The 23,655-nt window shown below is 72.6% G+C and carries 22 protein-coding genes and 3 tRNA genes; 14 read left to right on the forward strand and 11 right to left on the reverse strand.

Features of this window, described 5'->3' with window-relative positions; all coding sequences use genetic code 11:
- Positions 1-22 precede the first annotated feature (22 nt).
- Together IF651_RS16395 and IF651_RS16400 are read left to right on the forward strand one after the other, a co-directional pair.
- On the forward strand, positions 23-709 hold the full coding sequence (locus IF651_RS16395; protein WP_191830223.1) for an energy-coupling factor ABC transporter ATP-binding protein: 687 nt from the start codon (positions 23-25) through the stop codon (positions 707-709).
- Entirely contained in the window at positions 706-1,323 is a 618-nt protein-coding gene (locus tag IF651_RS16400) for a CbiQ family ECF transporter T component (RefSeq protein ID WP_191830197.1), read from the forward strand. Before IF651_RS16395 ends, IF651_RS16400 begins: the two co-directional genes overlap by 4 nt.
- Here the strand turns inward: IF651_RS16400 and IF651_RS16405 are convergent.
- Genes IF651_RS16405 through IF651_RS16415 form a run of 3 tightly spaced genes read right to left on the reverse strand, consistent with a single transcriptional unit; the run spans position 1,320 to position 3,933 of the window.
- Positions 1,320-2,597 (reverse strand): MFS transporter, encoded by a 1,278-nt coding sequence (locus tag IF651_RS16405; protein ID WP_191830198.1) that lies wholly within the window; start codon positions 2,595-2,597, stop codon positions 1,320-1,322. The genes IF651_RS16400 and IF651_RS16405 overlap by 4 nt on opposite strands.
- Positions 2,594-3,184, reverse strand: coding sequence for an ArsR/SmtB family transcription factor (locus tag IF651_RS16410; RefSeq protein WP_191830199.1), 591 nt, complete (start codon positions 3,182-3,184; stop codon positions 2,594-2,596). Before IF651_RS16410 ends, IF651_RS16405 begins: the two co-directional genes overlap by 4 nt.
- 44 nt (positions 3,185-3,228) lie before the next feature.
- The gene (locus IF651_RS16415; RefSeq protein WP_191830200.1) at positions 3,229-3,933 is read right to left on the reverse strand and encodes a phosphatase PAP2 family protein; all 705 of its coding nucleotides are present in this window, start codon (positions 3,931-3,933) and stop codon (positions 3,229-3,231) included.
- A gap of 223 nt (positions 3,934-4,156) precedes the next feature.
- On the opposite strand from IF651_RS16415, the gene IF651_RS16420 reads away from it, so the two are divergent.
- From IF651_RS16420 to IF651_RS16430, 3 genes are all read left to right on the forward strand, one after another.
- Positions 4,157-4,306: a hypothetical protein gene (locus IF651_RS16420; RefSeq protein ID WP_191830201.1), complete on the forward strand. Its 150-nt coding sequence runs from the start codon at positions 4,157-4,159 to the stop codon at positions 4,304-4,306.
- A 121-nt stretch (positions 4,307-4,427) separates the two neighbouring features.
- Positions 4,428-5,117, forward strand: a complete 690-nt coding sequence (orn, locus tag IF651_RS16425) for an oligoribonuclease (protein WP_191830202.1) — start codon at positions 4,428-4,430, stop codon at positions 5,115-5,117.
- A gap of 58 nt (positions 5,118-5,175) precedes the next feature.
- A tRNA-His gene (locus tag IF651_RS16430) sits at positions 5,176-5,251 on the forward strand.
- A gap of 65 nt (positions 5,252-5,316) precedes the next feature.
- Here the strand turns inward: IF651_RS16430 and IF651_RS16435 are convergent.
- Positions 5,317-6,024, reverse strand: a complete 708-nt coding sequence (locus IF651_RS16435) for a DNA alkylation repair protein (RefSeq protein ID WP_191830203.1) — start codon at positions 6,022-6,024, stop codon at positions 5,317-5,319.
- Positions 6,025-6,257: 233 nt separating this feature from the next.
- On the opposite strand from IF651_RS16435, the gene IF651_RS16440 reads away from it, so the two are divergent.
- From IF651_RS16440 to IF651_RS16455, 4 genes are read left to right on the forward strand one after another with little or no spacing between them, the layout of a single operon-like run.
- Positions 6,258-7,079, forward strand: coding sequence for an ABC transporter ATP-binding protein (locus IF651_RS16440; protein ID WP_191830204.1), 822 nt, complete (start codon positions 6,258-6,260; stop codon positions 7,077-7,079).
- Complete coding sequence (locus IF651_RS16445) at positions 7,076-7,720, forward strand: ABC transporter permease (RefSeq protein ID WP_191830205.1); 645 nt, start codon at positions 7,076-7,078, stop codon at positions 7,718-7,720. The genes IF651_RS16440 and IF651_RS16445 overlap by 4 nt, the downstream gene beginning before the upstream one ends.
- Positions 7,717-8,451 (forward strand): ABC transporter permease, encoded by a 735-nt coding sequence (locus tag IF651_RS16450; protein ID WP_191830206.1) that lies wholly within the window; start codon positions 7,717-7,719, stop codon positions 8,449-8,451. The genes IF651_RS16445 and IF651_RS16450 overlap by 4 nt, the downstream gene beginning before the upstream one ends.
- Before the next feature lie 55 nt (positions 8,452-8,506).
- Entirely contained in the window at positions 8,507-9,424 is a 918-nt protein-coding gene (locus IF651_RS16455) for an ABC transporter substrate-binding protein (protein WP_191830207.1), read from the forward strand.
- A 75-nt stretch (positions 9,425-9,499) separates the two neighbouring features.
- Here IF651_RS16455 and IF651_RS16460 read toward each other — a convergent pair whose 3' ends face one another.
- From IF651_RS16460 to IF651_RS16490, 7 genes are all read right to left on the reverse strand, one after another.
- The gene (locus tag IF651_RS16460; protein ID WP_191830208.1) at positions 9,500-10,417 is read right to left on the reverse strand and encodes an ATP-grasp domain-containing protein; all 918 of its coding nucleotides are present in this window, start codon (positions 10,415-10,417) and stop codon (positions 9,500-9,502) included.
- A 24-nt stretch (positions 10,418-10,441) separates the two neighbouring features.
- Positions 10,442-12,001 (reverse strand): dihydrolipoyl dehydrogenase family protein, encoded by a 1,560-nt coding sequence (locus IF651_RS16465; protein ID WP_191830209.1) that lies wholly within the window; start codon positions 11,999-12,001, stop codon positions 10,442-10,444.
- Positions 12,002-12,153: 152 nt separating this feature from the next.
- Positions 12,154-13,800: a sodium:solute symporter family transporter gene (locus IF651_RS16470; RefSeq protein ID WP_191830210.1), complete on the reverse strand. Its 1,647-nt coding sequence runs from the start codon at positions 13,798-13,800 to the stop codon at positions 12,154-12,156.
- Positions 13,797-14,147, reverse strand: a complete 351-nt coding sequence (locus tag IF651_RS16475) for a DUF485 domain-containing protein (protein WP_191830211.1) — start codon at positions 14,145-14,147, stop codon at positions 13,797-13,799. The genes IF651_RS16470 and IF651_RS16475 overlap by 4 nt, the downstream gene beginning before the upstream one ends.
- Positions 14,148-14,315: 168 nt before the next feature.
- Positions 14,316-15,104: a tRNA (guanosine(46)-N7)-methyltransferase TrmB gene (gene trmB / locus IF651_RS16480; protein WP_191830212.1), complete on the reverse strand. Its 789-nt coding sequence runs from the start codon at positions 15,102-15,104 to the stop codon at positions 14,316-14,318.
- A gap of 91 nt (positions 15,105-15,195) precedes the next feature.
- On the reverse strand, positions 15,196-19,017 hold the full coding sequence (locus tag IF651_RS16485) for a metallophosphoesterase (protein ID WP_191830213.1): 3,822 nt from the start codon (positions 19,015-19,017) through the stop codon (positions 15,196-15,198).
- 160 nt (positions 19,018-19,177) lie between these two features.
- Positions 19,178-19,251 (reverse strand) — tRNA-Lys (locus tag IF651_RS16490).
- Between the two features lie 140 nt (positions 19,252-19,391).
- On the opposite strand from IF651_RS16490, the gene bcp reads away from it, so the two are divergent.
- From bcp to IF651_RS18370, 5 genes are all read left to right on the forward strand, one after another.
- Positions 19,392-19,868 carry a thioredoxin-dependent thiol peroxidase gene (bcp, locus tag IF651_RS16495; protein WP_191830214.1) on the forward strand — a complete coding sequence of 159 codons (477 nt, stop codon included), beginning with the start codon at positions 19,392-19,394 and terminating at the stop codon, positions 19,866-19,868.
- A 23-nt stretch (positions 19,869-19,891) separates the two neighbouring features.
- Positions 19,892-19,973: transfer RNA gene (locus IF651_RS16500), tRNA-Leu, on the forward strand.
- Between the two features lie 171 nt (positions 19,974-20,144).
- The gene (locus IF651_RS16505; protein ID WP_206715367.1) at positions 20,145-22,901 is read left to right on the forward strand and encodes a glycosyl hydrolase; all 2,757 of its coding nucleotides are present in this window, start codon (positions 20,145-20,147) and stop codon (positions 22,899-22,901) included.
- Positions 22,902-22,979: 78 nt separating this feature from the next.
- A complete protein-coding gene (locus IF651_RS17465) occupies positions 22,980-23,405 on the forward strand; it encodes a hypothetical protein (RefSeq protein WP_206715369.1) in 426 nt (141 codons plus the stop codon).
- A gap of 103 nt (positions 23,406-23,508) precedes the next feature.
- Positions 23,509-23,655 (forward strand): hypothetical protein (locus IF651_RS18370; protein WP_422110501.1); only part of this gene is annotated, 147 nt, incomplete at its 3' end.

Below are 23,655 nucleotides of genomic sequence, written 5' to 3' on the forward strand. Positions count from 1 at the left end.
CCCCCGCGGGTGCGTCGTCGAGCTGGACGACGTGCACGTGCGCCTCGGCGACCGGGACGTCCTGCGCGGGGTCGACCTCGTGCTGCGCGAACGTCGCGTCGGCGTCGTCGGCGCGAACGGTTCCGGCAAGAGCACCCTCGCGCGCCTGCTCAACGGGCTCGTGCTGCCGACGACGGGGCGCGTGCTCGTCGACGGCCTCGACACGCGCCGCGACGGTGCCCGGGTGCGTCGACGGGTCGGCTTCGTGTTCACCGACCCCGACGCGCAGATCGTCATGCCGACCGTCGCCGAGGACGTCGGCTACTCGCTGCGACACGTGCCGGTCGGCCCCGAGCGCGACGCGCGCGTCCGATCGGCCCTCGAGGCGCACGGCCTCGCGGACCATGGCGACCACCCCGCACACCAGCTCTCGGGCGGGCAGAAGCAGCTGCTCGCACTGACGTCCGTCCTGGTCGGCGAGCCCCGTCTCGTCGTCGCGGACGAGCCGACGACGCTGCTCGACCTGCGCAACACGCGCCGTGTCGCCGCCGAGCTCGCTGCGCTCGATCAGCAGGTCGTGCTCGTCTCGCACGACCTCGATCTCCTGCACGCCATGGACCGCATCCTGGTGGTCGACGGCGGGCGCGTCGTCGCGGACGACGGACCCGCCCCCGCCCTCGCGCACTACCGGCGCCTCGTGGACGCGGACGAGCCGGACGTCGCCCGGTGAGCCGAGCGGACCGGTCGACGCCGGGCACCTTCCGACCCGGCACGTCCGTCCTGCACCGAGCGTCCGCGGGTGCCAAGCTGCTCGGGCTGCTCGTCGCCTCCGCCGCGCTCCTGGCCTTCTCGGGCCCGGTCGCCGTCGGGGTGTCCGTCCTCGTCGTGGCCGCGCTGTACGCGGCCGCCGGGGTCGGGCCCGGGGTGGCGTGGGAGCAGGTGCGGCCGCTGCGCGTCGTCGCGCCCGTCCTGGTCGTCGTGCAGTGGCTCACGCTCGGTCCGTCGGCGGCCGTGGTGCTCTCGACGCGGCTGGTGGCCCTCGTGGCGCTCGCGGGACTGGTCCTGGTCACGACACGCACGACGGCCGTGCTCGCGGCGATCGAGCGCGGGCTGGGCCCGCTGCGTCACGTGGGGGTCGACGTCGGGCGGCTCGCCCTGCTGCTCGCGCTCGCGGTGCGCAGCGTGCCGGTCGTCACCGCGCTCTCCGCCCGGGTCCGCGACGCGTGCCGTGCGCGCGGACGCGAGCACGACGTGCGCGCCTACGCCGTACCGCTCGTCGTCGGCGCGCTGCGGCAGGCGGACGCGCTCGGTGACGCGCTGCGCGCGCGGGGGTTCGACGACTAGCGACCGCGAGGTCCGCCGCGGGCCTGCGCGGGCACGACGCGCCCGCGCAGCGCGAGCGCCGCCGCCACCAGGAGGCCGACGACGGTGACCGCCAGGACCGCCCGGTAGTCCACCACCCCCACCAGCGCCGCCCCCAGGACGGTCAGCACGAGCTGCGGGACGTGGGTGAGCATGTTCGTCGCCGCGCTCACCCGGCCCTGGAGCACTGCCGGGGTACGCAGCTGCCGTTCGGTGACGTACCCGACCACGGCCCAGGTGACCCCGAGCCCGACCGCGCCGAGCCCCACCACGACGGCCACGAGGTTCGAGCCGAGCGCCGGGACGACTCCGAGCGCGAGGATCCCGAACGACCCGGCGACGAACCGGCGGGTCCCCCAGCGTCCGATCATCCGGGCGGCGGTCAGGCCCGCGACGATCGCCGTGGCCGCCTGCACGGACGAGACCGGACCGAGCAGCTCGGGGGGCAGTCCGAGGCCGTCCTCGATGATCGCGAGGCTCACGGCGTTGAGCAGCCCGATGGCACCGAACGCGACCACCAGCGCGACGGTGAGCGCTCCGAGCGGCGGGGTGCGCAGCAGGTGGCGGAAGCCGGCCGTGCCCTCGGCGAGGAACGGCTCCCGGTCCTGCGCCGCGGTCGGTGCGGTCTCGACGACGGCGACACGCGCCATGACGAGCGCGGCCACGACGAAGGCCGACGACGCGGCGAGGACGAGCGGCACCGGACCGGCGACGGCGTAGGCACCCGCACCGACCACCGGCATGAGCAGGCGGAAGACCTGGTCGATCGTCGTCAGGCGTCCGTTGGCGAGGGCGAGCGCGGAGTCGGGCAGCAGGTCACGGACCAGGCCGGACTGTGCGGACGCCGTCGCGAACCCGACGCCCGAGTAGACGACCGTGACGACGAGCACGAGCCAGACCTGGTCGGGCCCGCGCACCGCAAGGAGCGTGAGGAGGCTCGCGGCGCCCGTGAGGTAGGACACGACGAGCATGCGCCGGCGCGAGACGCGGTCGGCGACCTGACCGAGCAGCGGGGCCGCGAGAGCGGGCAGGCCGAGGGCGGCGAAGACGAGCCCGGCGGCACCGTTCGATCCGGTGAGCTCCTTGACCCAGACCGCGAGGATGATCGCGAGCACGGAGTCCGCGAGGTTCGTGAAGCCCCACGCGACCGTGAGCCGACGAAACGGCCGCGCACCCAGCGCGGCTCTCGTCTCCGTCCGGTCGGGCACCGCAGCGGACCCGGTGGCCGGCGCCCCGACGGCGGGCGCCTCGCTCATCGGTCCGCCGCCGGAGGGTCGGCGTTGACGACACCCAGCAGGCGCACGGGTCGTGACCCGGCGGGCCGCAGCGACGGGTCGTCCGAGCGGCCGGCGAACCGGTCGACCAGGGCCTCGACCTCGCGCGAGAGCGCGTCGAGCTCGGTGCGCGTCGCCCAGAACGAGGCGGTCGTGAGCGTGGAGGCCAGGAGCCAGCCGGGCTCCTCGCCCGCCGACCTCTCCAGCCACGCCCGGACCCGGTCCGTCTCCTGCCCGAGGAGCGCGGCGCCGACGGCGGCGGCCGCCGGGAGGGACCCGGGGACCGCGGGGTCGAACCTGGTCTGGCGGCCCTGCCCGACCGCGCGCCACGGCTTCTCCTTGCCACGTCGCTCGCCGGGCTCCACGAACCCGTATTTCGCGAGCATGCGCAGGTGGAACGAACAGCTCGCGACGGACTCCCCCGTCGCCTCGGCGCAGCGTGTCGCGGTGACCTCGCCCTCGTCGTCGAGCAGCGACAGGATGCGCAGCCGCAGCGGGTGGGCGAGCGCGCGCATCCGTTCCGGGTCCGACGTGACGAGCGGTCCGCGCGGGTGGTCCGGGGTCGACATGGCCACGAGCCTAGGACGCAAAAGACTTCTTGCGCAAGATATCTTTAGCGAGAACCCGTTGCCGCGGCGGATGCCCGGGCGTCGTGCCACCTGCTCACGACGACGACCACGCCCAGCACCGCGACAGCGAGCGAGAACCCGGCCAGCACGTCCGTGAGGAAGTGGTACCCGAGGTACAGGCGGCTGCCGGCGACCGCAGCGACCACGACCACGCTCACCAGCACCCAGACGGCGAGGACCCGCCCGCTGTGATGGCGGTGCCAGATCAGGTACCCGCCCACGAGGACGAGCGTCGACGCGCCGATCGTGTGTCCCGAGGGGAACGAGAACGAGCGCTCGAGGCCCGCCACCACCATCGACTCCGCCGGCGGGCGGGGGCGCGCGACCACCGCCTTGAGCACGGTCGACACGAGCGTCGCCAGGACCATGGCACCGGCCAGCAGGGCGGGCTCCCACCACGTCCCCGACCGCCGCGCCCACACGAGGCAACCCACCGCGACGAGCACCGGCAGGACGAACGGACCGAACAGGTCCGTGACGATCGTGAGCACGGTCGTGGCCGCTGCCGTGCGGTTCGTCACCAGCCAGGCGAGCAGCGGGTCGTCGAAGGTCGCGACGTCGTCCGACTCGCGCACCGCGTCGAGCAGGCCGGCGAACGCGGCCACACCCAGCACCACGAGGAGCACCCCGGGCCAGGCCAGCACCACGACGTCGCGCACCGCCCACCGCCCTGCCGCCGCCTCGTTCATGACTGGCGAGGCTACGCACGCCGGCGGCCCCACGCAGCGCGGGCGGCCACGTCAGGACACCACGACCCGACGCCGCCGAGCGGCCGCCCGCGAAAACATGGTGCACCACGCGCGTGCCGCGTGGTTGTGTGGTCACACACCGCGGTGGCGTCCGTCCGGTCCGTACCGGGCGGTGGAGGGCCCGGCCAGGCCCACGAGTCCGACGTCACGAAAGGCACGTCCCGTGCATCCCCTGATCACCTTCGACGTGGCGGCGCTGAGCCGTCGCGAGCTCCTCCAAGAACAGACGCTGCGCCGCGAACAGCTGCGCCGCACGTCCACCCGCGTCAACGCGCGCACCCGGCAGGCACGCCTGCCGCGACGCACCGCATGACGCGCACCCGCCGGACCGGGCCACCCGGTCACGGCGCCCGCACCCGAAGGCCCCGGCTCACGGACCACACCGGTCCGACGCGCCGGGGCCTTCGCCGTCGTGCACCGCTAGGCTGACCCGCGTGAGTCCTGTGAACGCCAACGAACGCATCGTCTGGATCGACTGCGAGATGACCGGGCTCGACCTGGGCACGGACGCCCTCGTCGAGGTCGCCGCCGTCGTGACCGACTCCGAGCTCAACGTCCTCGGCGAGGGGGTCGACGTCCTGGTCCGCCCACCGCAGGAGGCCCTGGACCAGATGGGGGACTTCGTGCGGCGCATGCACACGACCTCCGGCCTCCTCGACGAGCTCGCGCACGGCGTCACCCTCGACGAGGCGCAGCAGATCGTGCTCGACCACGTGCGCACCTGGGTGCCCGAGCCCGGCAAGGCACCGCTCGCCGGGAACTCCGTCGGCACCGACAAGGGATTCCTCGACCGCGACATGCCCGGCCTCATGAGCCACCTGCACTACCGGATCATCGACGTGTCGTCGGTCAAGGAGCTCTCGCGTCGCTGGTACCCCCGCGCCTACTTCGCCTCCCCCGAGAAGCACGGGGGCCACCGGGCGCTCGCGGACATCCTCGAGAGCATCGACGAGCTGCGCTACTACCGCGAGGCCGTGTTCGTCCCGCAGCCCGGCCCGGACACGAAGTCCGCGCGAGCGCTGGCCCGGCGGATCGCGGCGACGAGCGTCGCGCACCGCGAGGGCGCGGGCGAGGTGGGCACCGTCACAGCGACGGACACCGCCGACGTCTCTGCGACGTCCTGACCGACCGCGGCGAACGGGTACACTTCTTGACGGCTGGTGCGCACGCGCCCGGCTCATGGTGGGTATAGCTCAGCAGGTAGAGCACCTGGTTGTGGTCCAGGGGGTCGCGGGTTCAAGTCCCGTTACTCACCCCATCCGCAGGGCCCCTCGTCCGCGAGGGGCCCTGCGTGCGTCCGGCTCCACCGCGACGCCGAGACGCCTACGCGGTGGCCTGGCGGCGCACCAGCTCCGCGATCCAGACGGGTGCGTACGGGGACGTGCACCCGGGGGGCGTCGGGTAGTCCTTGAGGACCTCGAGCCGCTCACCGATCGCGATCGCCCGGGCCCGGTGCTCGGGGTGGGAGATCCCGATCTGGGCCAGGCAGTGGTTCATCGCCCACTGCAGGCGATCCGGCGCGTCCCTCATCTCCGCCTCGACCACGTCGAGCAGCCCGGACAGGTCGAGACCGTCGGGATCCTTCGCCACCCGGTCGGTGGTCAGGGCCCAGCCGGCGCTCGCGACCGCCGGGTCCGGGTCGGCGAACCAGGACACCCGGAGCTCGTCGGCGTGCGGGCTCTTCCTGACGACGTAGCCCACGAGCCAGTCGCTCACCTTGGGGGTCCGCGCCCCGCGCAGCATGACGTCCAGCTCGTCGCGCCCGAACGCCCTCGGGCGGCAGATCAGGATCGCGAGCAGCCTGGCCGCGGTGTCGTCGGTCTCCCAGAGCTCGCGCGCGAGGTCCTGCTGGGTCGTGACCCGCTTGGCGAGCGCGCGCAGCCGGGTGAGGTTCACGCCGTGGTCGTCGCCGTGCCGCGAGTTCACCTCGCGGATCCTGGGGTCCTCGAGCTCGGCGATCTCCGCCATCACCTCGTCCACCGTCGCGCGGGTCCCGGTCCCCGTCGTCCTCCGGGTGGTGGTCTCGGCCATCTCGGCCTCCTGTTCGTCGACGTCGGGACCAGCCTACGGCCGACCCCCGACGGGCCCCACGACCGGCCCCGCGGCCTGCCTATGATCAGGTTCGGCGCGAATGCGACGTACCGCCCGCAGGCATACGGTCACATAACGATGTGCGTCGAACCGGACGACCACAGTCGCGGGTCGCCCGTGTCTGTGGTCGTCTTGTACGCCGGAACCATGACCCCGTCGGGAGGCACCGCCCCATGATCGAATTCAGCTCGGTCAGCAAGACGTACCCCGACGGCACCGCCGCGGTCGACGACTTCAGCCTCGTCATACCCCCACGGAAGACCACGGTGCTGGTCGGGTCCTCGGGCTGCGGCAAGACGACGCTGCTGCGCATGATCAACCGCATGGTCGAACCCACCGCGGGCACGATCGAGATCGACGGCGAGAGCGTCATGGACAAGGACCCGGTGCGGCTGCGGCGCGGGATCGGGTACGTCCTGCAGAACGGTGGCCTCCTGCCCCACCACACGGTCCTCGACAACGTCACGACCGTGCTGCGCCTCGAGCGCGCACCCCGGGCCGCCGCCCGCGACCGCGCGTTCGAGCTGCTCGACACCGTCGGCCTGGACCCGGCGCTCGCCGAGCGGTACCCGAGCCAGCTCTCCGGCGGCCAGCAGCAGCGCGTCGGTGTCGCACGAGCGCTGGCGGCGGACCCCAACATCCTCCTCATGGACGAGCCGTTCGGCGCCGTCGACCCGATCGTGCGGGCCGAGCTGCAGACCGAGACGCTCCGGCTGCAGCGCGAGCTGAACAAGACGATCGTGTTCGTCACGCACGACATCGACGAGGCGTTCCTGCTCGGCGACCAGGTGGTGATCCTGTCCAAGGGCGCGGACATCACCCAGATCGGCACTCCCAGCGAGATCATCGAGAACCCCGCGGACGAGTTCGTCGCCAACTTCGTCGGCATCGAGCGCGGCACCCGTGCCCTGCACACGAAGCGCACGGGCAGCGGCACCGTGCTCGTCGACGCCGCCGGACGCACCCAGGGCGTCCTCGTCGAGGACGGCGCATGACCTGGGTCACGAGCAACCTGGACCTCATCGGTCGGCTCTCGGTCGAGCACCTGCGACAGAGCGCGCTGCCCATCGTGCTCGGACTTCTCGTGGCCGTCCCGACGGGCTGGCTCGCGTTCCGGTTCCGGCCCACGCGCGGCCTCGTCCTCGGTGCGGTCGGCCTGCTCTACACCATCCCGTCGCTCGCCCTGTTCGCGCTCCTGCCGCCGCTGCTCGGCATCAGCTTCCTGTCCGAGGCCAACCTGATCATCGCGCTGACGATCTACGCGGTCGCGATCATGACGCGCTTCGTCTCCGACGCGCTCGCGTCCGTCGAGCCCTCGGTGCGGCAGGCAGCCGTCGCGGTGGGCTACGGGCCGTGGCGGCGGTTCTGGCAGGTGGACCTGCCGCTCGCCGGCCCCGTCGTCCTGGCCGGGCTGCGCGTCACCGCGGTCTCGACCATCTCGCTGGCCACCGTGGGGATCCTCATCGGCATCGACAACCTCGGGTACCTGTTCACCAACGGGTACCAACGCCAGATCGTCGCGGAGATCCTCGCCGGGGTCGTGGCGGTCGTCGTCATCGCCCTCGTCGTCGACGGGCTCCTGGTCCTGCTGGGCCGGTTGCTCATGCCCTGGACCCGAGGGAGGCGAGCAGCATGAACGTCTTCGCCGACGCGATCGCGTGGATCTTCTCCCCCGACCGGGCGAGCGGTGCGCTGCCGCTGTCCGAGGCGATCTGGACGCACCTCGCGTTCACCGTCGTCTCCGTGGCCGTCGCGGCGCTGATCGCGATCCCGGCCGGCTGGCTCATCGGCCACACCGGACGGGGGCGCGAGCTCGCCGTCGCTCTCTCCGGCGCTGCCCGCGCGGTGCCGTCGTTCGGCCTCGTCCTCCTGCTGGTCCTCGTGCTCGGTGTGACGCACAAGGTCGGCGCGTCGACGACCGCGTTCGTCCTGCTCGCGATCCCGCCGATCCTGGCGGGGGCGTACTCCGGCGTCGAGGCGGTCGACCGCCGCGTGATCGACGGTGCGCGCGGCGTCGGGATGACGGAGGCCCAGATCCTGCGCACGGTCGAGGCGCCCCTCGGCCTCCCGCTCCTCATCGGCGGCCTGCGCTCGGCGACGCTCCAGGTCGTGGCGACGGTGACGCTCGCGGGCTACGTCGGCAACTGGGGCCTCGGCTTCTACATCGTCCAGGGCATCCAGATCCGCGACTTCTCCCAGATCCTCGGCGCAGCGCTCCTGATCGTCGTCCTCGCGCTCGTCCTGGACGCGCTCTTCGCGCTCCTCCAGCGCGTCGCGCTCCCGCGTGGCGTCTCCGCAGGCCGTGCCCCCGAGAACGAACCCGTCAGACGTCGACGCCGCGGACCGACCGCCCCGGCACCGAGCTGAGCCGCACCACCCGCGAACCCGTCCACCGGACGACCACCTGAGAAAGGGACCACCCATGCGCACCACACGACGCACCGCGATCCTCCTCGCCGGGGCGACCGCCGCCGCTCTCGCCCTCGGCGCGTGCTCGAGCGAGGACCCGCTCGCCACCGACACCGGTGACGGCGACGGCGGCTCGGGCGACCCCGGTACGATCGTCGTCGGCTCCCAGGCCTACTACTCGAACGAGATCGTCGCGGAGATCTACGCCCAGGCCCTCGAGGCGGACGGGTTCACGGTCGAGCGCAACTTCAACATCGGCCAGCGCGACGCCTACATGCCGGCTCTGGAGAGCGGCGAGGTCCAGCTGTTCCCGGAGTACACCGGCAACCTCCTGCAGTTCTACGACCCCGAGACCGAGGCCACGTCGCCCGACGACGTGTACGCGGCCCTGCAGGACGCGCTCCCGGACGGCCTCGCCGTGCTCGACCAGTCGACGGCGAGCGACCAGGACTCGTACAACGTCACCAAGGACTTCGCCGACGAGAACGGCGTCGCCAGCCTCGCGGACCTCGCCGGCCTCGACGTCGACCTCTCCGTCGGCGGGCCGGCCGAGCTGGAGCAGCGCCCGTACGGTCCGCAGGGGCTCAAGGACCTCTACGGCGTGGACGTCTCGTTCGTCGCGACCGGCGACACGACCGTCCAGGACCTCGTCGCCGGTACGGTGAACATCGCGAACGTGTTCTCCGCCGACCCGCGCATCCAGACGGAGGAGCTCGTCACGCTCGACGACCCGGAGGGCATGTTCCTCGCGTCCAACGTGGTCCCGCTCGTGAACGCGGACGTCGCCGACGACCTCGCGGACGTCATCAACCCGGTGAGCGCGGCGCTCACGCCCGAGGGTCTCGTCGCGCTGAACGTCGAGTCGACGGTCGACCAGCGCTCGTCCGCGGACATCGCCGCGGACTGGCTGGCCGACAACGACCTGGGCTGACCGTCCAGCACACGGGGCCGGGTCGGGCCGAGGACGTCTCGCCTCGGCCCGACCGCTCGCGCCCGCTGTCGGTGCTCAGACGCGCGCGGCGATCGCGTCCGCGAAGCGGTCGAGCGCACCCGGGGCGTGCGCCATGCCGAGCGACGGCTCGGTGAGCTCGACCTCGATGACGACGGGGGTGCCCTCGTCGCCGGTGACGAGGTCCACGCGCGCATAGAGGAACGAGGCCGGGTCACCGCCCGCGACGGCGTCGGCGGCGACCTGCAGCGCGCGCCGCGCGACCTCGACCTGCTCGGCCGACGGCTCGAACGCCGAGAGCTGCTCGTCCGGGTAGAGGCCGCGCGTGGGGTGGTGCGGGACGGTGAGGTGCGCCTTGTTGCGCGTCGCGTGCGAGAGCTCGCCGTCGATGAGGACGAGGCGTACCTCGCCCGTCGTGTCGACGCTCGTGACGTACGGCTGGACCATGACCTCGCGCCCGGAGACGAGCAGGTTCTTCGCGTGCTGGATCGCGCGACCGCGCGAGTAGGCCTCGCCCGACTGGTACCGCCCGGTGTCCCGCGCCCCCGCGCTGACGACGGGCTTGATGACGAAGTCGCCGTGCGCGGGCAGGCGGGTGTGGATGGCGCGCGAGGACAGGTTGCGCTCGGGATCGAGCCAGAGCGTCGGGATGACGGGCACGTCGGCGGCCTCGAGCTCGCGCAGGTACCCCTTGTCCGTGTTCCACCGCAGGACCGACGCGGCGTTGAGCAGTCGCGGGACGCCCTGCGCCCACGTCACGAACTCGTCGCGGCGCACCGCGTAGTCCCACGTCGAGCGCACCACGACCGCGTCGAACGACGCCCAGTCGATCTCCGGGTCGTCCCACACGGCAGCGCGCGCGTCGACCCCGCGGTCCGCGAGCGCCTGGACGAGCGGTGCGTCGTCCGGGTCGAGGTCGGGCAGGACGGAGCAGGTCGCGAGGGCGACACGGGGCGCAGTCTTCTCGGTCGTCACGCGGTCGAGCCTAGGCGACGTTTGTTACAGCCCGTACTCCTCGAGGAACCGCAGCCAGACCTCGCTCACCGTCGGGTACGACGGCACGGCGTGCCACAGCCGTCCCAGCGGCACCCCGCCGACCACGGCGATCGTCGCGGCGTGCAGCATCTCCGCGGCGTCCGGGCCGACGAACGTCGCCCCCACGATCACGTCCCGCGCGGTGTCGACGACGATCTGCGCCGTCCCTGCGTAGTCGGTCGCCCGCACGGACGACCCGGCGATGTTCGCGAGGTCGTAGCGCACGACCCGCACGTCGAGCCCGGCGTCGCGCGCCGACGCCTCGGTGTGGCCCACGGCCGTGACCTCGGGCCGGGTGAACACGACCTGGGGGGACGCGTGGTGGTCGGCGGTCGCCGCGTACCTGCTCCACGGCTCGGGCTCGGCCCCGGGACGGGGCGGGGTGCGGCCTGCCGTGGGCGCGTCGGAGACGCCCGTGTCGCCGTACCGGGCCGCGATCAGGTCCCCGACGACGCGAGCCTGGTACTTGCCCTGGTGGGTGGTCGCGACGCGTCCCGTGACGTCTCCCGCCGCGTACAGCCAGTCCCCGTCGACGCCGCGCACCCGCAGCGTGTCGTCCACGTCGAGGCCGTGCCGCGTCTGTGCCGACGTCAGCCCGATCGCCTCCAGCCCGAGGTCCTGGGTCCGCGGGGCGCGACCGGTCGCGACGAGCACGCGATCCACCTCGACCGGTGTGAGGTCGGGCACCTCGCCCTCCCCCGCCGGCGCCCCGGTCGCGGACAGCTCGAGGCGGTTGCCCCCGTCGGGCAGGGTCGTCACTCCGGTCGCCCCCGCACCGAGCCGCAGGTCGACGCCGAGCGCCCGCAGCGACTCCGCGACCGCGTCTCCCGCCCAGGGCTCCGTGCGTCCCAGGAGCGGGCCGCGGGAGAGCACGGTGACACGGGACCCGAGGTCCGTCAGCGCGAACGCCATCTCGCACGCGACGACACCGCCACCGATGATCGCGATCGACGCCGGGACGTCCTCGACGCTCGTGGCCTCGCGGCTCGTCCACGGGTTGGCGTCGGCGAGCCCGGGGACGTCGGGCAGGACGGGCACGCTCCCGGTCGCCGCGACGACGGCGTGCCGCGCCTCGAGCACGCGCCGGCGTGGCAGCCCGTCGAGATCCGCGTCGGCGTCCTCGGCGGTGACCTCGACCCGTCGGGGCCCGACGACGCTCGCCAGGCCGCGCACGAGCGCGACCCCCACGCTCTCGACCCACTGCACCTGACCGGAGTCGTCCCAGTCGGACGTCATCGAGTCGCGCCACGCCAGCACGGCCGGCACATCCAGGTCGCCGGTCGCACCGACGCCCGGGACCCCCGCCGCGGCGGCCCGCGCGGCGCCCGGCCGCAGGAGCGCCTTGGACGGCATGCAGGCCCAGTAGGAGCACTCGCCGCCGAGGAGCTCCGCCTCGACGATCACGACGCTCAGGCCGGTGCGCGCGGCACGGTCCGCGACGTTCTCGCCGACGGGCCCGCCCCCGATCACGATCACGTCGTACGTCTCGTCGGCCGGCCCGGAGGACGGGGTGGAGGTCGCCATGCTCTCCATCCTGGCCCGGGGATCGCCGCGCCGCGCGTCGGACCAGGTCTCGCGACGTGACCGGACGCGTGCGTCCGCCGTGCCCCGCGCGCACGCGGACCCGGTCCTGCACCGCGGCCGACGAGGGATCTCCTCGTCGGCCGCGGCCGGCGCTAGTGCGAGACGGCCTTCTCGGCGCCGGCGCCCGTGAGGGACCGCACCTCCATCTCGGCGAACTTCTCCGGGTGGGACTTCCCCTTGCTCAGGAACGTCCCGACGATGCCGAGGACGAACGCCAGCGGGATGGAGACGATCCCCGGGTTGCTGAGCGGGAAGATCGCGAAGTCGACGTCGGTGTTCTTGATCATCGACAGGCTCGCACCGGTCGCCGGGTCGACCGAGCCCGAGACCACGGGCGAGAGCGCGATGAGCACGATGCACGAGACGAGACCCCCGTACATGCTCCACAGCGCCCCGGAGGTGTTGAACCGCTTCCAGAACAGCGAGTACAGGATCGTCGGCAGGTTGGCGCTGGCCGCGACGGCGAACGCGAGCGCCACGAGGAACGCGACGTTCTGACCCTGCGCGAAGATCCCGCCGAGGATGGCGAGGATCCCGATGACGACGACCGTGATCCGCGCGACGCGCACCTCGCCGTCGGGCTTGACCTCGCCCTTCTTGATGACGTTCGCGTAGATGTCGTGGGCGAAGCTCGCCGCCGCCGTGATCGTCAGCCCGGCGACCACCGCGAGGATCGTCGCGAACGCCACCGCCGAGATGAACCCGAGCAGGATCTCGCCGCCGAGCGCGAACGCGAGCAGCGGAGCCGCGGAGTTCACCCCGCCCGGTGCCGACGAGATCGCCTCCGGTCCTACCAGCGCCGCCGCGCCGTAGCCGAGGACCAGCGTGAACAGGTAGAAGATGCCGATCAACCAGATCGCCCACACGACCGAGCGGCGGGCCTCCTTGGCCGACGGGACCGTGTAGAAGCGCATGAGGACGTGCGGGAGCCCCGCGGTGCCGAGCACGAGGGCGAGCGCGAGCGACAGGAAGTCGAGCTTGGTCGTGCCGTCCACGCCGTACTTCTTGCCCGGCTCGATCATCGCCTCGCCGCCGGGGCCCGCCATGTCGATCGCGCCCTGGAACAGGTCCGAGATGTTGAAGCCGAACTTCGCGAGCACCCAGAACGTCATGACCGCGGCGCCCGCGATGAGCAGCACCGCCTTGATGATCTGCACCCACGTGGTGCCCTTCATCCCACCGACGAGCACGTAGAGGATCATCAGCGCGCCCACGACCGCCACCACGATGCTCTGCCCCGCGGTCGAGTCGATACCGAGCAGGAGCGCCACGAGACCGCCCGCGCCCGCCATCTGGGCCAAGAGGTAGAAGAAGACCACCGCGAGCGTCGCGAGAGCAGCCGCCATGCGCACGGGACGCTGCTTGAGACGGAACGACAGGACGTCGGCCATCGTGAACTTGCCCGTGTTGCGCAGGAGCTCGGCGACGAGCAGGAGCGCGACGAGCCAGGCGACGAGGAACCCGATCGAGTAGAGGAACCCGTCGTAACCGTTGACGGCGATGGCACCGCAGATGCCGAGGAAGCTCGCGGCGGAGAGGTAGTCGCCCGCGATCGCAGTGCCGTTCTGCGGGCCCGTGAAGTTGCGCCCGCCGGCGTAGTAGTCGGCCGCGGACTTGTTCTGCCGCGACGCGCGCAGCACGATGACGAGCGTCACCGCGACGAACACGGCGAAGATCGCGATGTTGACGACGGGGTTGCCGACGTCGGTGGCCTCTGCGGCCCGGACGGTGGCGTTCACAGCTCGTCCTCCTCGATCTCACGGCGCAGCTCGTCGGCCTCGGCGTCGAACCGTCGGTTGGCCCAGCGCGCGTAGATCATGGTGATGGCGAAGGTCGAGACGAACTGCCCGAGCCCGAGCAGCAGGCCCACCGTGATGTTCCCGCTGACCTTGATGCTCATGAAGTCGTGCGCGTAGTTCGCCAGCAGGACGTAGACGAAGTACCAGACCAGGAACAACGCCGTCATGGGGAAGACGAAGTTGCGGAAGCGTCGCCGCAGGTCCTGGAACTCGGGCGAGCGCTGCACCCGTTGGTAGTCGGTCTCCTCGGCGGGTCCTGACGCGGATCCTGCCGTCGTGTCGGTCATGAGGCCTCCATCGGCTCATGGGAGCGCGCACCGTTACGCGCCCGGGGCGACTGTCGTCCCGTCGCCAATGTGCCCTAGATCACGCTTGTCGGCAAGGCCCCGGTCCGGAATGTCGATACCGATATCGACGACGGGCGTCGACGACGTCCCCGCGCGTACCCCCGCTGCTCAGACCCGCACGTACTCCAGGTCCGTGACCGCACGACCCGCGACCTCGCCCTTGTGCTCGAACCCGGTGCGCACACGTCCGCCGAAGCGTGGCGCGACGCCACCGGGTCCGTGGACGTTCGCCAGGCCGGGTGCGGCGTCGAGCGCCTCGACCATCTTCGCGGCGTACGGCGCCCAGTCCGTGGCCAGCCGGAGCGTGCCACCGGGCCGGCCGCCGTCGGGCACGCGCAGCACGCGCTCGGCCAGCGCCCCGAACGAGGGGGTGACGAGGCGACGCTTGGTGTGCCGCGACTTGTGCCACGGGTCCGGGAAGAACACCCACAGCTCGTCCACGCTCCCGGCGGGGAGGGTGGAGGCCAGGACCTCGACCGCGTTGACCTCCAGCAGGCGCAGGTTGGTCAGGTCGCGCCGGCCGGCCTCGCGCACGGTCTTCGCGAGACCGGGCAGGTAGACCTCCAGAGCGAGGAAGTCACGCTCCGGCTCACGCTCCGCGGCGGCCACGACCGCCTCGCCCTGGCCCGAGCCGATCTCCACGACCAGCGGGGCGCTGCGGCCGAACAGCTCGTGCGGCACGAGCCGGAAGGACGGGTCGACGGACGTGACGGCGGCGTCGCGCGGCACGTCGACGAGGTATCGCTCGTGGTGAGCGTCCCAGGCCTGCTGCAGCCGCGGCGTGAGCCGGCCCGTGCGCCGCACGAACGACACCGGGTCCCGGCGGTACCGGGCACCGCCCGGGTCGGCGAGGGTCGGCGACCCGCTCTGCTGGGTCCGTTCGGTCGGGTCGGGCACCGCACCAGGGTACGTGGCGACGGCACGACGCCGTCCCACCCCCTCGATCGGACCCGAGGGGCTGGGACGGCGCGTCGAGCCGGAGCCCGGGTCAGCCGCAGTCGACGGCGTCGAACGCGACGTCCGCGTCCAGCGCGCGTCCGTCGCCGCTCGCCGACACGTGCGCGCTGCCCGCCTCGACGGAGCCCGCGCGCACCGAGAACGACTGGTAGGCCGACCTCCCCGGCTCCACCCCCGGCACCGTCCGCGACCCGTACGGCGTCTCCAGCGTGACGTCCATCGGCACCGTGTCGTCGTTGGTCGCACGGACCGCGACGTAGGCCGTGCCGGCCAGGCACTGCGCACGCGCGGCCGTCGTGACGACGAGCTGCCCGGCCTCGGGGGCCGTCGCGAACGACCGGACGGGCGCCGTCGTGACACCGCCGCCGGCGCTCGTGGCCGTCACGGTCCACGCGTGCAGAGCCCCCGGCTCGAGGTCGTCCCACGTCACCGTGGCGAGGTCACCCGAGGCGACCGTCGTCGTCCCGATCTCCGTGCCGGTGGCGAGGAGCGCGACCGAGTCAGTCGCCAGGCTCGTGCTGCGGCTCGTGAGGTCGACCGGGATCGCGAAGTCGTCCTCGAGCCCGTTGTACCGCTGCTCGTCGTCGTACTCCGTCGCCGCGAAGTCGTCGAGCCACGGGGAGTACGTGTCGACGATCATCTCGGAACGGTCGACGTCGAACTGCAGGAGCCGCAGGTAGCTCGCGCCGAGCCGCAGCCCCTGCTCCGGCGTGTAGCCGCCGACGTCGGTCAGTCCCGCCTCCTCGGCCGTGACCTCGTAGAACTGGTAGTCGGCGACGAGCTCGGCCACACCGCTCCCCTCGGCACCCACGTCCTGCTTCACGTTGATCCCCACGCCGTGGCGGTGTCCGGACATGACGAGGAACACGTTCGGGTTGGGCTCCACGACCTTGCTGTACACCAGGCGGCCGTCCGGTGTCGCGAGCGGCGAGCCGCGCCCGTCCGGGCTCGAGCTCGGCACGAGGTAGTCGTGCGTGAGCACCATGGCGTTGCGGTCCGGATACTGCTCCAGCACGCCGTCGGCCCACGCGGCCTCCTCGGTGGTCACGCCGTAGGACAGGTAGACGGCGACGAAGTCCAGTCCGCCCGCGGTGAAGAGGTCGAAGTGGTTCTGGTTGTCGCCCTCGCGCCAGGGACCGCCGTAGCTCGCGTCCTCCCACTCCCCGGACAGGTCCTCGTAGCGCTGCGGCCCGTAGAACTCGTTGAACAGCGCGCCCGGGCCGTTGTCGGTGCCCGTGAGGTTGTCGTGGTTGCCCGCGAGGACACCGTTCGGGATGTTCGCGTCGTCGATGATCTGCTGCGCCGCGGAGGAGAACTCGTACTCGCCGCGGGCCTGGGCCATCGCCGCCTCGTCCGCCGGGGGGCGGATGTAGTTCTCGTTGACGTCGCCCGTGTGGGCGACGTACTCGATGTCCCGGCTCTCGGCGTTGTCGACGATCCACTGCGCGATGTCGGTGTAGGTCTTGGCCCACACCGCGCGCTCCTCGGCGGTCTCCTGCTCGACCGCGCCCTCGGCCAGGTACTGCGTGTCCGTGAAGTGGACCATCGAGAAGTCGTAGTCGCCGCGGTCGGCGAAGTCGGTCGGCTCCTGCATGCCCACGCCGTCGTCGATGTCGTCGACGAACGGGTCGGTGCCCGTGACGAGGACGTGCACGACACCGTCCTGGACCTGGTCGTCGGCGAGCGTGGCCGTGAGCGTCGTCGTGCCCTCCACGTCGCCGCGGGCAGACGCACCGGCGACCCAGGCCCGACCGTCCCACACGTGCAGGGTGGCGACCCGCTGCGGGTCGATGAGGCCCTCCCAGCGCACGGACTGGCCCGCGACGTCCCCCTCCGCGGGGATCTCGAAGCGCTGGTAGGTGACGTCCCGGGTCGACGGGGAGTCGAGCGTCGCGTCGTCCGCAGGCACGAGAGCGTCGACGGCCGCGGGCTCCTCGCCCTCGACCTCGAGCGTGGTGGTCGGCACCGTGGGCGCAGAGCCCTGTGCCGCGAGGACCGGGTGCACGGACTCGACGCGCGAGAACGTGGCGGTCACGTCGCCCCCGCCCGGGACGGCGACCCGTGCGCCGAGCTCGATGCTCCCGGCGACGTCGGTCGTCCCGTGCTCGGGCGTCAGGTCGGACGGCGCGTCGGGGATCCCGGCGCTCGAGAACGCGATCTCGTGCGCGCTCTCGTTGCCGAGCACGTCCGTGGCCGTCACGACGAGCGTGTGGTCGCCGGGCTCGAGACCCGGGCCGACGGGGGTACCGGGGTCGACCGTCTCCCCGGCGAGCGTGACGTGCGGGCCGTCGAGGACGCCCGACGCGTCGTCGATCTCGACCGCGAGCGGCGTCGCCGTGCGCAGCTCCTGGCCCGCCTGCGGCACCGAGGAGGCGACCGCCGGCCCTGTGTTGTCGGTCACGACGGTGCGACGGGCGCCTGCCCCCGCGGCCGTCGCCGAGGTGATGACGTGCTCCCCGTCCTCGAGGTCGGCGGTGTCGACGTCGGCCCGCAGCCCGGCGGCAGGGGCGTCGACGTCGCGGGACACGTCGAACAGGAGGTCGACGGCGCGCGGCTTGGTCGCGTTGGACCCGCAGGACCCGTCGCCGAGCGCGTAGGACGGCTCGACGTCCACCGGTGTGACCGTGCCGTGCGCGACCTCGAGACCGAGGCCGGAGATCGCGAAGTCGTCGTGGTTGTCGCCGCACGACGTCCGGTCGACACCGGCGACGAAGCGGATCGTGTTCCGCCCGGGCACGAGCGAGGAGCTCGGCACGTCCAGCCGCACCGTCTCGCTCACGTAGTCGCGGTCGACCAGGTCGATCCGACGTCCGTTGACGATCACGTGGTTCGTGTAGCGCACCTCGATCGAGTTCGAGCCGACGGAGAACACGAAGGTCGAGGTCCCCGCTCCGAGCGTCTCGGTGGTCGCGAGCGCCGCGCCGTCGATCTCGATGCCGGTCGGCGCGTCGCCGCCCGCCGGCGGGGTCGCGAGGACCGTCTGCGCACCGTCGAGGAGCGCGCCGTCGGTGGGGAGGATCGCCGGCGCACCCGGCGCGGAGTTGTTGACCGTGACCGCGCTCGTCGCGGCCAGGCCCGCGGCCGTGGTCGCGGTGAGGGTGTGGTCGCCGTTCTCGAGCGTGGTGGTGTCGAGCTCGCCGGCCAGGCCGGTGGTCGCACCGGGATCCTGGACGAGGTCGAACGTCAGGTCGGCGCTCGGCACGCGCACGATGTTCGAGCCGCACGAGCCGTCGCCGAACTGGTACGTGAACTCGTTGGTCCCGCCGTCCGCGACCTCGCCGAGCAGCTCGAGCGACACGTCGGTGACGTCGTAGTCGTCGACGTTGGTGCCGCACGAGGTCTCGACCGCACCGACCTCCCACCGCACCGCGTTCTCGCCCTGGACGAGCACGTCGGCCGGTACGTCGAGGGAGACCCGCTCGGAGACCATGTCCCGGTCCAGCTCGAACGGCTCGCCGTTGACGAGCACGCGACTCGCGTAGCGGGCCTCGATCGAGTTGGAGCCCACCTCGAACGACAGGTGCGCGACCGCCGGCGTCGGCGCCGCGTCGATCACCTCGCCGTCGACGGCGAGCGCGTCGACCGGGTCGCCGGGCTGCACCGGCGTGGCGACCACGGGGACGGTGCCGTCGACGAACGTCCCGGTGGTCGGGGACAGCAGGGGCGTCCCGCCGGCCTCCTCCGGGCCCGACGTCGCGGCGCGCGGCGCCGTCGTGACCTGCCCGGATCCGGGCGCAGCCGTCGCGGCGGGCACCAGCACCCCCGCGATCAGCGTCGCGCCGAGCGCGGCGGTCGCCACGCGTCGGGCCGGTGGTCGTGTCCTGGGTCGGTGCGGGTGCGGGTGCGCGCGCATCGTGCGTCCTCTCGTCGACAGGCGGAGGGCGCGGCTGCTCCGCCGCGCCCAGGAGCGACGATCCAGGGCACGGGTGAACACCCGGACGAGTGCGGACGAACACGGTCGGAACGGACGACGAAGGCCGCCCACCCTGCTGGGTGGACGGCCTCCGGTACGGTGCGCCATCAGGGACTCGAACCCCGAACCCGCTGATTAAGAGTCAGCTGCTCTAACCAATTGAGCTAATGGCGCGCGAGAGAAAACATTAGCAGCACCGCCCCCGCGGGAGAAATCGCGCACGGGCGCCAGGGCTGTGACGTGCACGACAGCCGGGACGCAGGCCGCGTCGCCTACTCTCGGAGGAACGACCCGTCCCGGACCGAAGGAGATCCATGACCACGCGCCTCACCGTCGGAGACACCGCCCCCGACTTCACGCTGCCCGCCGCCGACGGCGGCACGCTCACGCTCTCCGACCTGCGCGGCAAGCACGTCGTCGTGTACTTCTACCCGGCTGCCGGGACGCCCGGCTGCACGACGGAGGCGTGCGACTTCCGCGACAACCTGGCCTCGCTCCAGGGTGCCGGCTACGCCGTCGTCGGGGTCTCCCCCGACCCGGTCGACACGCTCGCGACCTTCGCGGAGGCAGAGCACCTGACGTTCCCGCTCGTCTCCGACGAGAACAGGTCCGTGCTCGAGTCGTACGGCGCCTGGGGCGAGAAGTCCCTCTACGGCAAGACCGTCACGGGCGTGATCCGCTCGACCGTGGTCGTCGGCCCGGAGGGCACGGTCGAGCTCGCGCAGTACAACGTGAAGGCGACCGGCCACGTCGCCAAGCTCCGTCGCGACCTCGGCATCGACCCGAGGTAGCCGCGCCGTAGGATGGGCGTCGCGCGCGAGTGGCGTAACTGGCAGCCGCGCCAGGTTTAGGTCCTGGTGTCCTCGGACGTGCGGGTTCGAGTCCCGCCTCGCGCACCGCGTGTCACGGTTCCCTCCCGCACGGTCCTCCCACACGATGCGGCGATCCTCTTGGCGTATCCGGGAGAACGCTCTATCGTGGTTGTGGAAGCGCTCCCAGCGAGCGCTCCCTCCCCCCGGCACCGCTGCCGCGGGGTGCACCGAGCGCGGGACGACGACGTCCCGCGCGTGACCCAGGGAGACGTCGTGTCCGACGATCCAGCACGAGCTGACCTACCCGTACCTCGCCGTTCCGAGCGGCTGCGCCGGCCGAGCCGGTCGGTCGCCGCAGCCCTCGTCGGCGTCCTCGTCGCCGGCGGGCTGGCCGTCACGCAGGCCACGTCCGCCGCGGCGGAGACCATCGACGTCGGTTCCGGCAGCTACACCACGCAACCACCCGGACCGACCCCGAACGGCTGTGCCGCGATCAACGCCGACCCCCGCGCGTTCGTGACCGACGACGCCCCGACCACGCCGTTGCCGACCAACGACTGGTGGTCCTCGCTGGCCTACAAGCGACTGGACTGCCGGTGGAGCGTGCCGCTGCACGCCCATCCCGCCGCGTACCAGCCGGACGCAGCGGGCCTCGGCATCTCGTACACGACGACGCCGACGATCTCCGGCAGCGGTGCGGGTGTCTCGGAGTACCACTTCCCGTACCGCGAGGACCTGCACGCGGGCGTGAGCGGGCTCGACGCCCCGTACGTCGCCGTCGACGACTGGACCGACTGGACCGTCTCTCCCCTGTGGGACGACGGATCACGGTCGTTGCGCGCGACGATCGGGCACGGCCTGCCGTTCGCGTGGTTCGAGGCGTCCGGCGGCGACGCGACCCTCACCGCCGACGACGGGGCCGACGTCTGGCTGGACGACGGCCCTCGCCTGGGCCTGAGCGTCAACGGCCACGACTACGTGGCGTTCGCGCCGCCCGGCGTGGACTGGACGCAGTCCGGCGACACGTTCACCGCGCCCCTGGACGGCGACGGGTTCTTCTCGGTCGCCGTCCTGCCCGACGTCGCGGACGACGCCCGCGCAGCGCTCGCGGACACCTACGCGGACTCCGCGTACTCCCCCGTGACCGGCACGACGGTGGACTACACCTATGACGAGTCGACGTCGCAGGTCAGCACGACCTACGCGCTCGAGACGACGCCGTGGCCCGGGACCGGCGAGTCCGCCGGGACGGTCGCAGCCCTGTACCCGCACCAGGCGAAGCACCTGGCCGGCGGCGACCCCGCGGGCGAACCGCTGGACGCGACCTACACCTCCGCGCGCGGCGACCTCACGGTGCTCGCCGGGATCGACGCGTTCACCACGCACGACACGTTCCAGGGCGTCCTGCCCGAGATCCCGGCCGTGGCCACCGGCGCCGAGGGCAGCGCGGACCGCGACCAGCTCGAGGCCTACCTCGACGACGTCGCGGCCGACCCGCTCGACCAGCGTGGCAACGACACCTACTGGACCGGCAAGGCGCTCGGGCGCGCGACGCGGATCGTCGAGATCTCCGACCAGCTCGGCCGGACCGACCAGCGCGACGCCGCGCTGGCCCAGGTGCGCTCGCTCCTCACGGACTGGTTCACCGCGTCGCCGGGCAAGGCCGAGCGAGTGTTCGCCTACGACGAGGACTGGGGCACGCTCATCGGCTACCCGGCCTCGTACGGCTCGGACCAGGAGCTCAACGACCACCACTTCCACTACGGGTACTACGTCGCGGCCGCCGCGACGCTCGCCCGGTTCGACCCGCAGTGGGCGCAGGACTACGGCCCCATGGTCGACCTGCTGATCAGCGACGCGAACGGCTACGACCGCGACGAGCCGATGTTCCCGTACCTGCGCGACTTCGACATCTACGCGGGCCACGACTGGGCGTCCGGCCACGGCGCGTTCGCGGCCGGCAACAACCAGGAGTCGTCCTCGGAGGGCATGAACTTTGCCGGCGCCCTGGTCCAGTGGGGCCAGGTCACGGGCAACACTGCCGCGCGGGACGCGGGGATCTACATCTACACGACCCAGGCGGCCGCGATCCGCGAGTACTGGTTCGACGCGAGCGGCACGACGTTCCCCGACGAGTTCGACCACGAGACGGTCGGCATGGTCTGGGGCGACGGCGGCTCGTACTCGACGTGGTTCACCGCCAACCCGTCGATGATCCAGGGCATCAACTACCTGCCGATCACCGGTTCGCACCTGTACCTCGGGTACGACCCGGAGCGCGTGCGCGAGCTCTACGCCCACCTCGAGGAGGTCCAGGGCGGTCACCCCACGGCGTGGCAGGACATCCTGTGGAGCTTCCTCGCCCTGGGCGACGCCGACGCCGCGCTCGAGAACGTGCGCGGCGGGTACCCGACACCCGAGGAGGGCGAGTCCCGCGCGCACACGTTCCACTGGGTCGCGAACCTCGCGGCGCTGGGCACCGTGGACACGACGGTGAGCGCGGACCACCCCCTCGCGGCGACGTTCGACGAGGACGGGTCGCTCACCTACGTCGCGGCCAACGTCTCGACCGAACCGCTCACCGTCACGTTCTCCGACGGGACGACGCTCGACGTCGCCCCGGGCCGCACGGCCACCACGGGTGCGCACACGTGGAGCGGCGGCGGCGCGCCCGGCAACCCGGGCGACCCGGACCCCGATCCCGACCCGGACCCGGATCCCGACCCGGACCCGGATCCCGACCCCGAGCCGGTCACCTCGACGTTGCACCTGTCCGACGACGGCGCGCTCACGGCCGACGCCGGCGAGGCCGGCACGGTCGAGCTCGCCTCGGCCGGGACCGGGACGTACGTCGACACGCCCCACGACCCGGCGACGTTCGAGGTCTCCGACGTGACGGCGTCGCACGACGGCGGGGCGACCACCTTCTCGATACCCGTGGACGCGGGCACGCAGGTCGGTCTCGCGGTGCAGGCCCGCGTGAGCTATGACCTCACCGGCGACGGGACGTGAGACCGGACGGAGACGTACGGGTACTTCCCGACGGACCCGGTACCCGGCGCGGAGACGTACTCGAGCGCGGGTCGCCCGGTGACCACGTCGGGGTCGCTCGGCGACCTCGACGGCGGCACGGTGCGCCTCGAGCTGTGGAGCGTCTTCCGCGACGGCAGCCCGACGGTCACGACGGGGCCCGCCTCGACTCTGGACATCCCGTTCGAGGCCGCGCCCGAGACGGCGGACCTCGTCGTGAGCGCGACGGCCGCGACCCGCTGCCTGGCGGGCAAGGCCTACGTCGCGGTCCAGGCGACCAACACCGACTCCGTGGCCGCCGACATCACGCTCACCACCCCGTACGGGTCGCGCACCGTGACGGGGGTCGAGCCCGGGAAGAGCGCCTATCAGTCGTTCGGGGCGCGCGCACCCGGCGTGGAGGCGGGACGTGCCCAGGTCACGATGCGCAGCGGCGGCCGGTCCGCCGGCGCGGACGTCGCGTACGACGCGACGCTCTGCGGCTGATCCACCGGACGCACGACGCCCCCGCACCGTCTCTGGCGGGTTCTAGCGATCCCCGCAACACCCTGGATTTCGGGGAGTTGCGGGGATCGTGGTTTCTGAGGAGATGCGGGCGCGGTTCTTCGAGGCCCTCGATCGTGAGGACGGGAGTGTCTCGGCTGCCGCCCGCGCGGTCGGGGTGAGTCGGAACACGGCGTTCGGATGGGCGCGCAGGGCAGGTATCCACGGGCGCGGCAAGCCGGGCACGAGCGGC

The organism is Cellulosimicrobium arenosum, from assembly GCF_014837295.1.
GTDB classification, from domain to species: Bacteria; Actinomycetota; Actinomycetes; order Actinomycetales; family Cellulomonadaceae; genus Cellulosimicrobium; species Cellulosimicrobium arenosum.

Coding starts and splice junctions, on each gene's coding strand:
- IF651_RS16455 (WP_191830207.1), top strand. CDS start 8,507: ATGCGCACCACACGACGCACCGCGATCCTCCTCGCCGGGGCGACCGCC.
- IF651_RS16450 (WP_191830206.1), top strand. CDS start 7,717: ATGAACGTCTTCGCCGACGCGATCGCGTGGATCTTCTCCCCCGACCGG.
- IF651_RS16475 (WP_191830211.1), bottom strand. CDS start 14,147: ATGACCGACACGACGGCAGGATCCGCGTCAGGACCCGCCGAGGAGACC.
- IF651_RS16465 (WP_191830209.1), bottom strand. CDS start 12,001: ATGGCGACCTCCACCCCGTCCTCCGGGCCGGCCGACGAGACGTACGAC.
- IF651_RS16435 (WP_191830203.1), bottom strand. CDS start 6,024: ATGGCCGAGACCACCACCCGGAGGACGACGGGGACCGGGACCCGCGCG.
- IF651_RS16415 (WP_191830200.1), bottom strand. CDS start 3,933: ATGAACGAGGCGGCGGCAGGGCGGTGGGCGGTGCGCGACGTCGTGGTG.
- IF651_RS16445 (WP_191830205.1), top strand. CDS start 7,076: ATGACCTGGGTCACGAGCAACCTGGACCTCATCGGTCGGCTCTCGGTC.
- IF651_RS16440 (WP_191830204.1), top strand. CDS start 6,258: ATGATCGAATTCAGCTCGGTCAGCAAGACGTACCCCGACGGCACCGCC.
- IF651_RS16410 (WP_191830199.1), bottom strand. CDS start 3,184: ATGTCGACCCCGGACCACCCGCGCGGACCGCTCGTCACGTCGGACCCG.
- bcp (WP_191830214.1), top strand. CDS start 19,392: ATGACCACGCGCCTCACCGTCGGAGACACCGCCCCCGACTTCACGCTG.
- IF651_RS16405 (WP_191830198.1), bottom strand. CDS start 2,597: ATGAGCGAGGCGCCCGCCGTCGGGGCGCCGGCCACCGGGTCCGCTGCG.
- IF651_RS16485 (WP_191830213.1), bottom strand. CDS start 19,017: ATGCGCGCGCACCCGCACCCGCACCGACCCAGGACACGACCACCGGCC.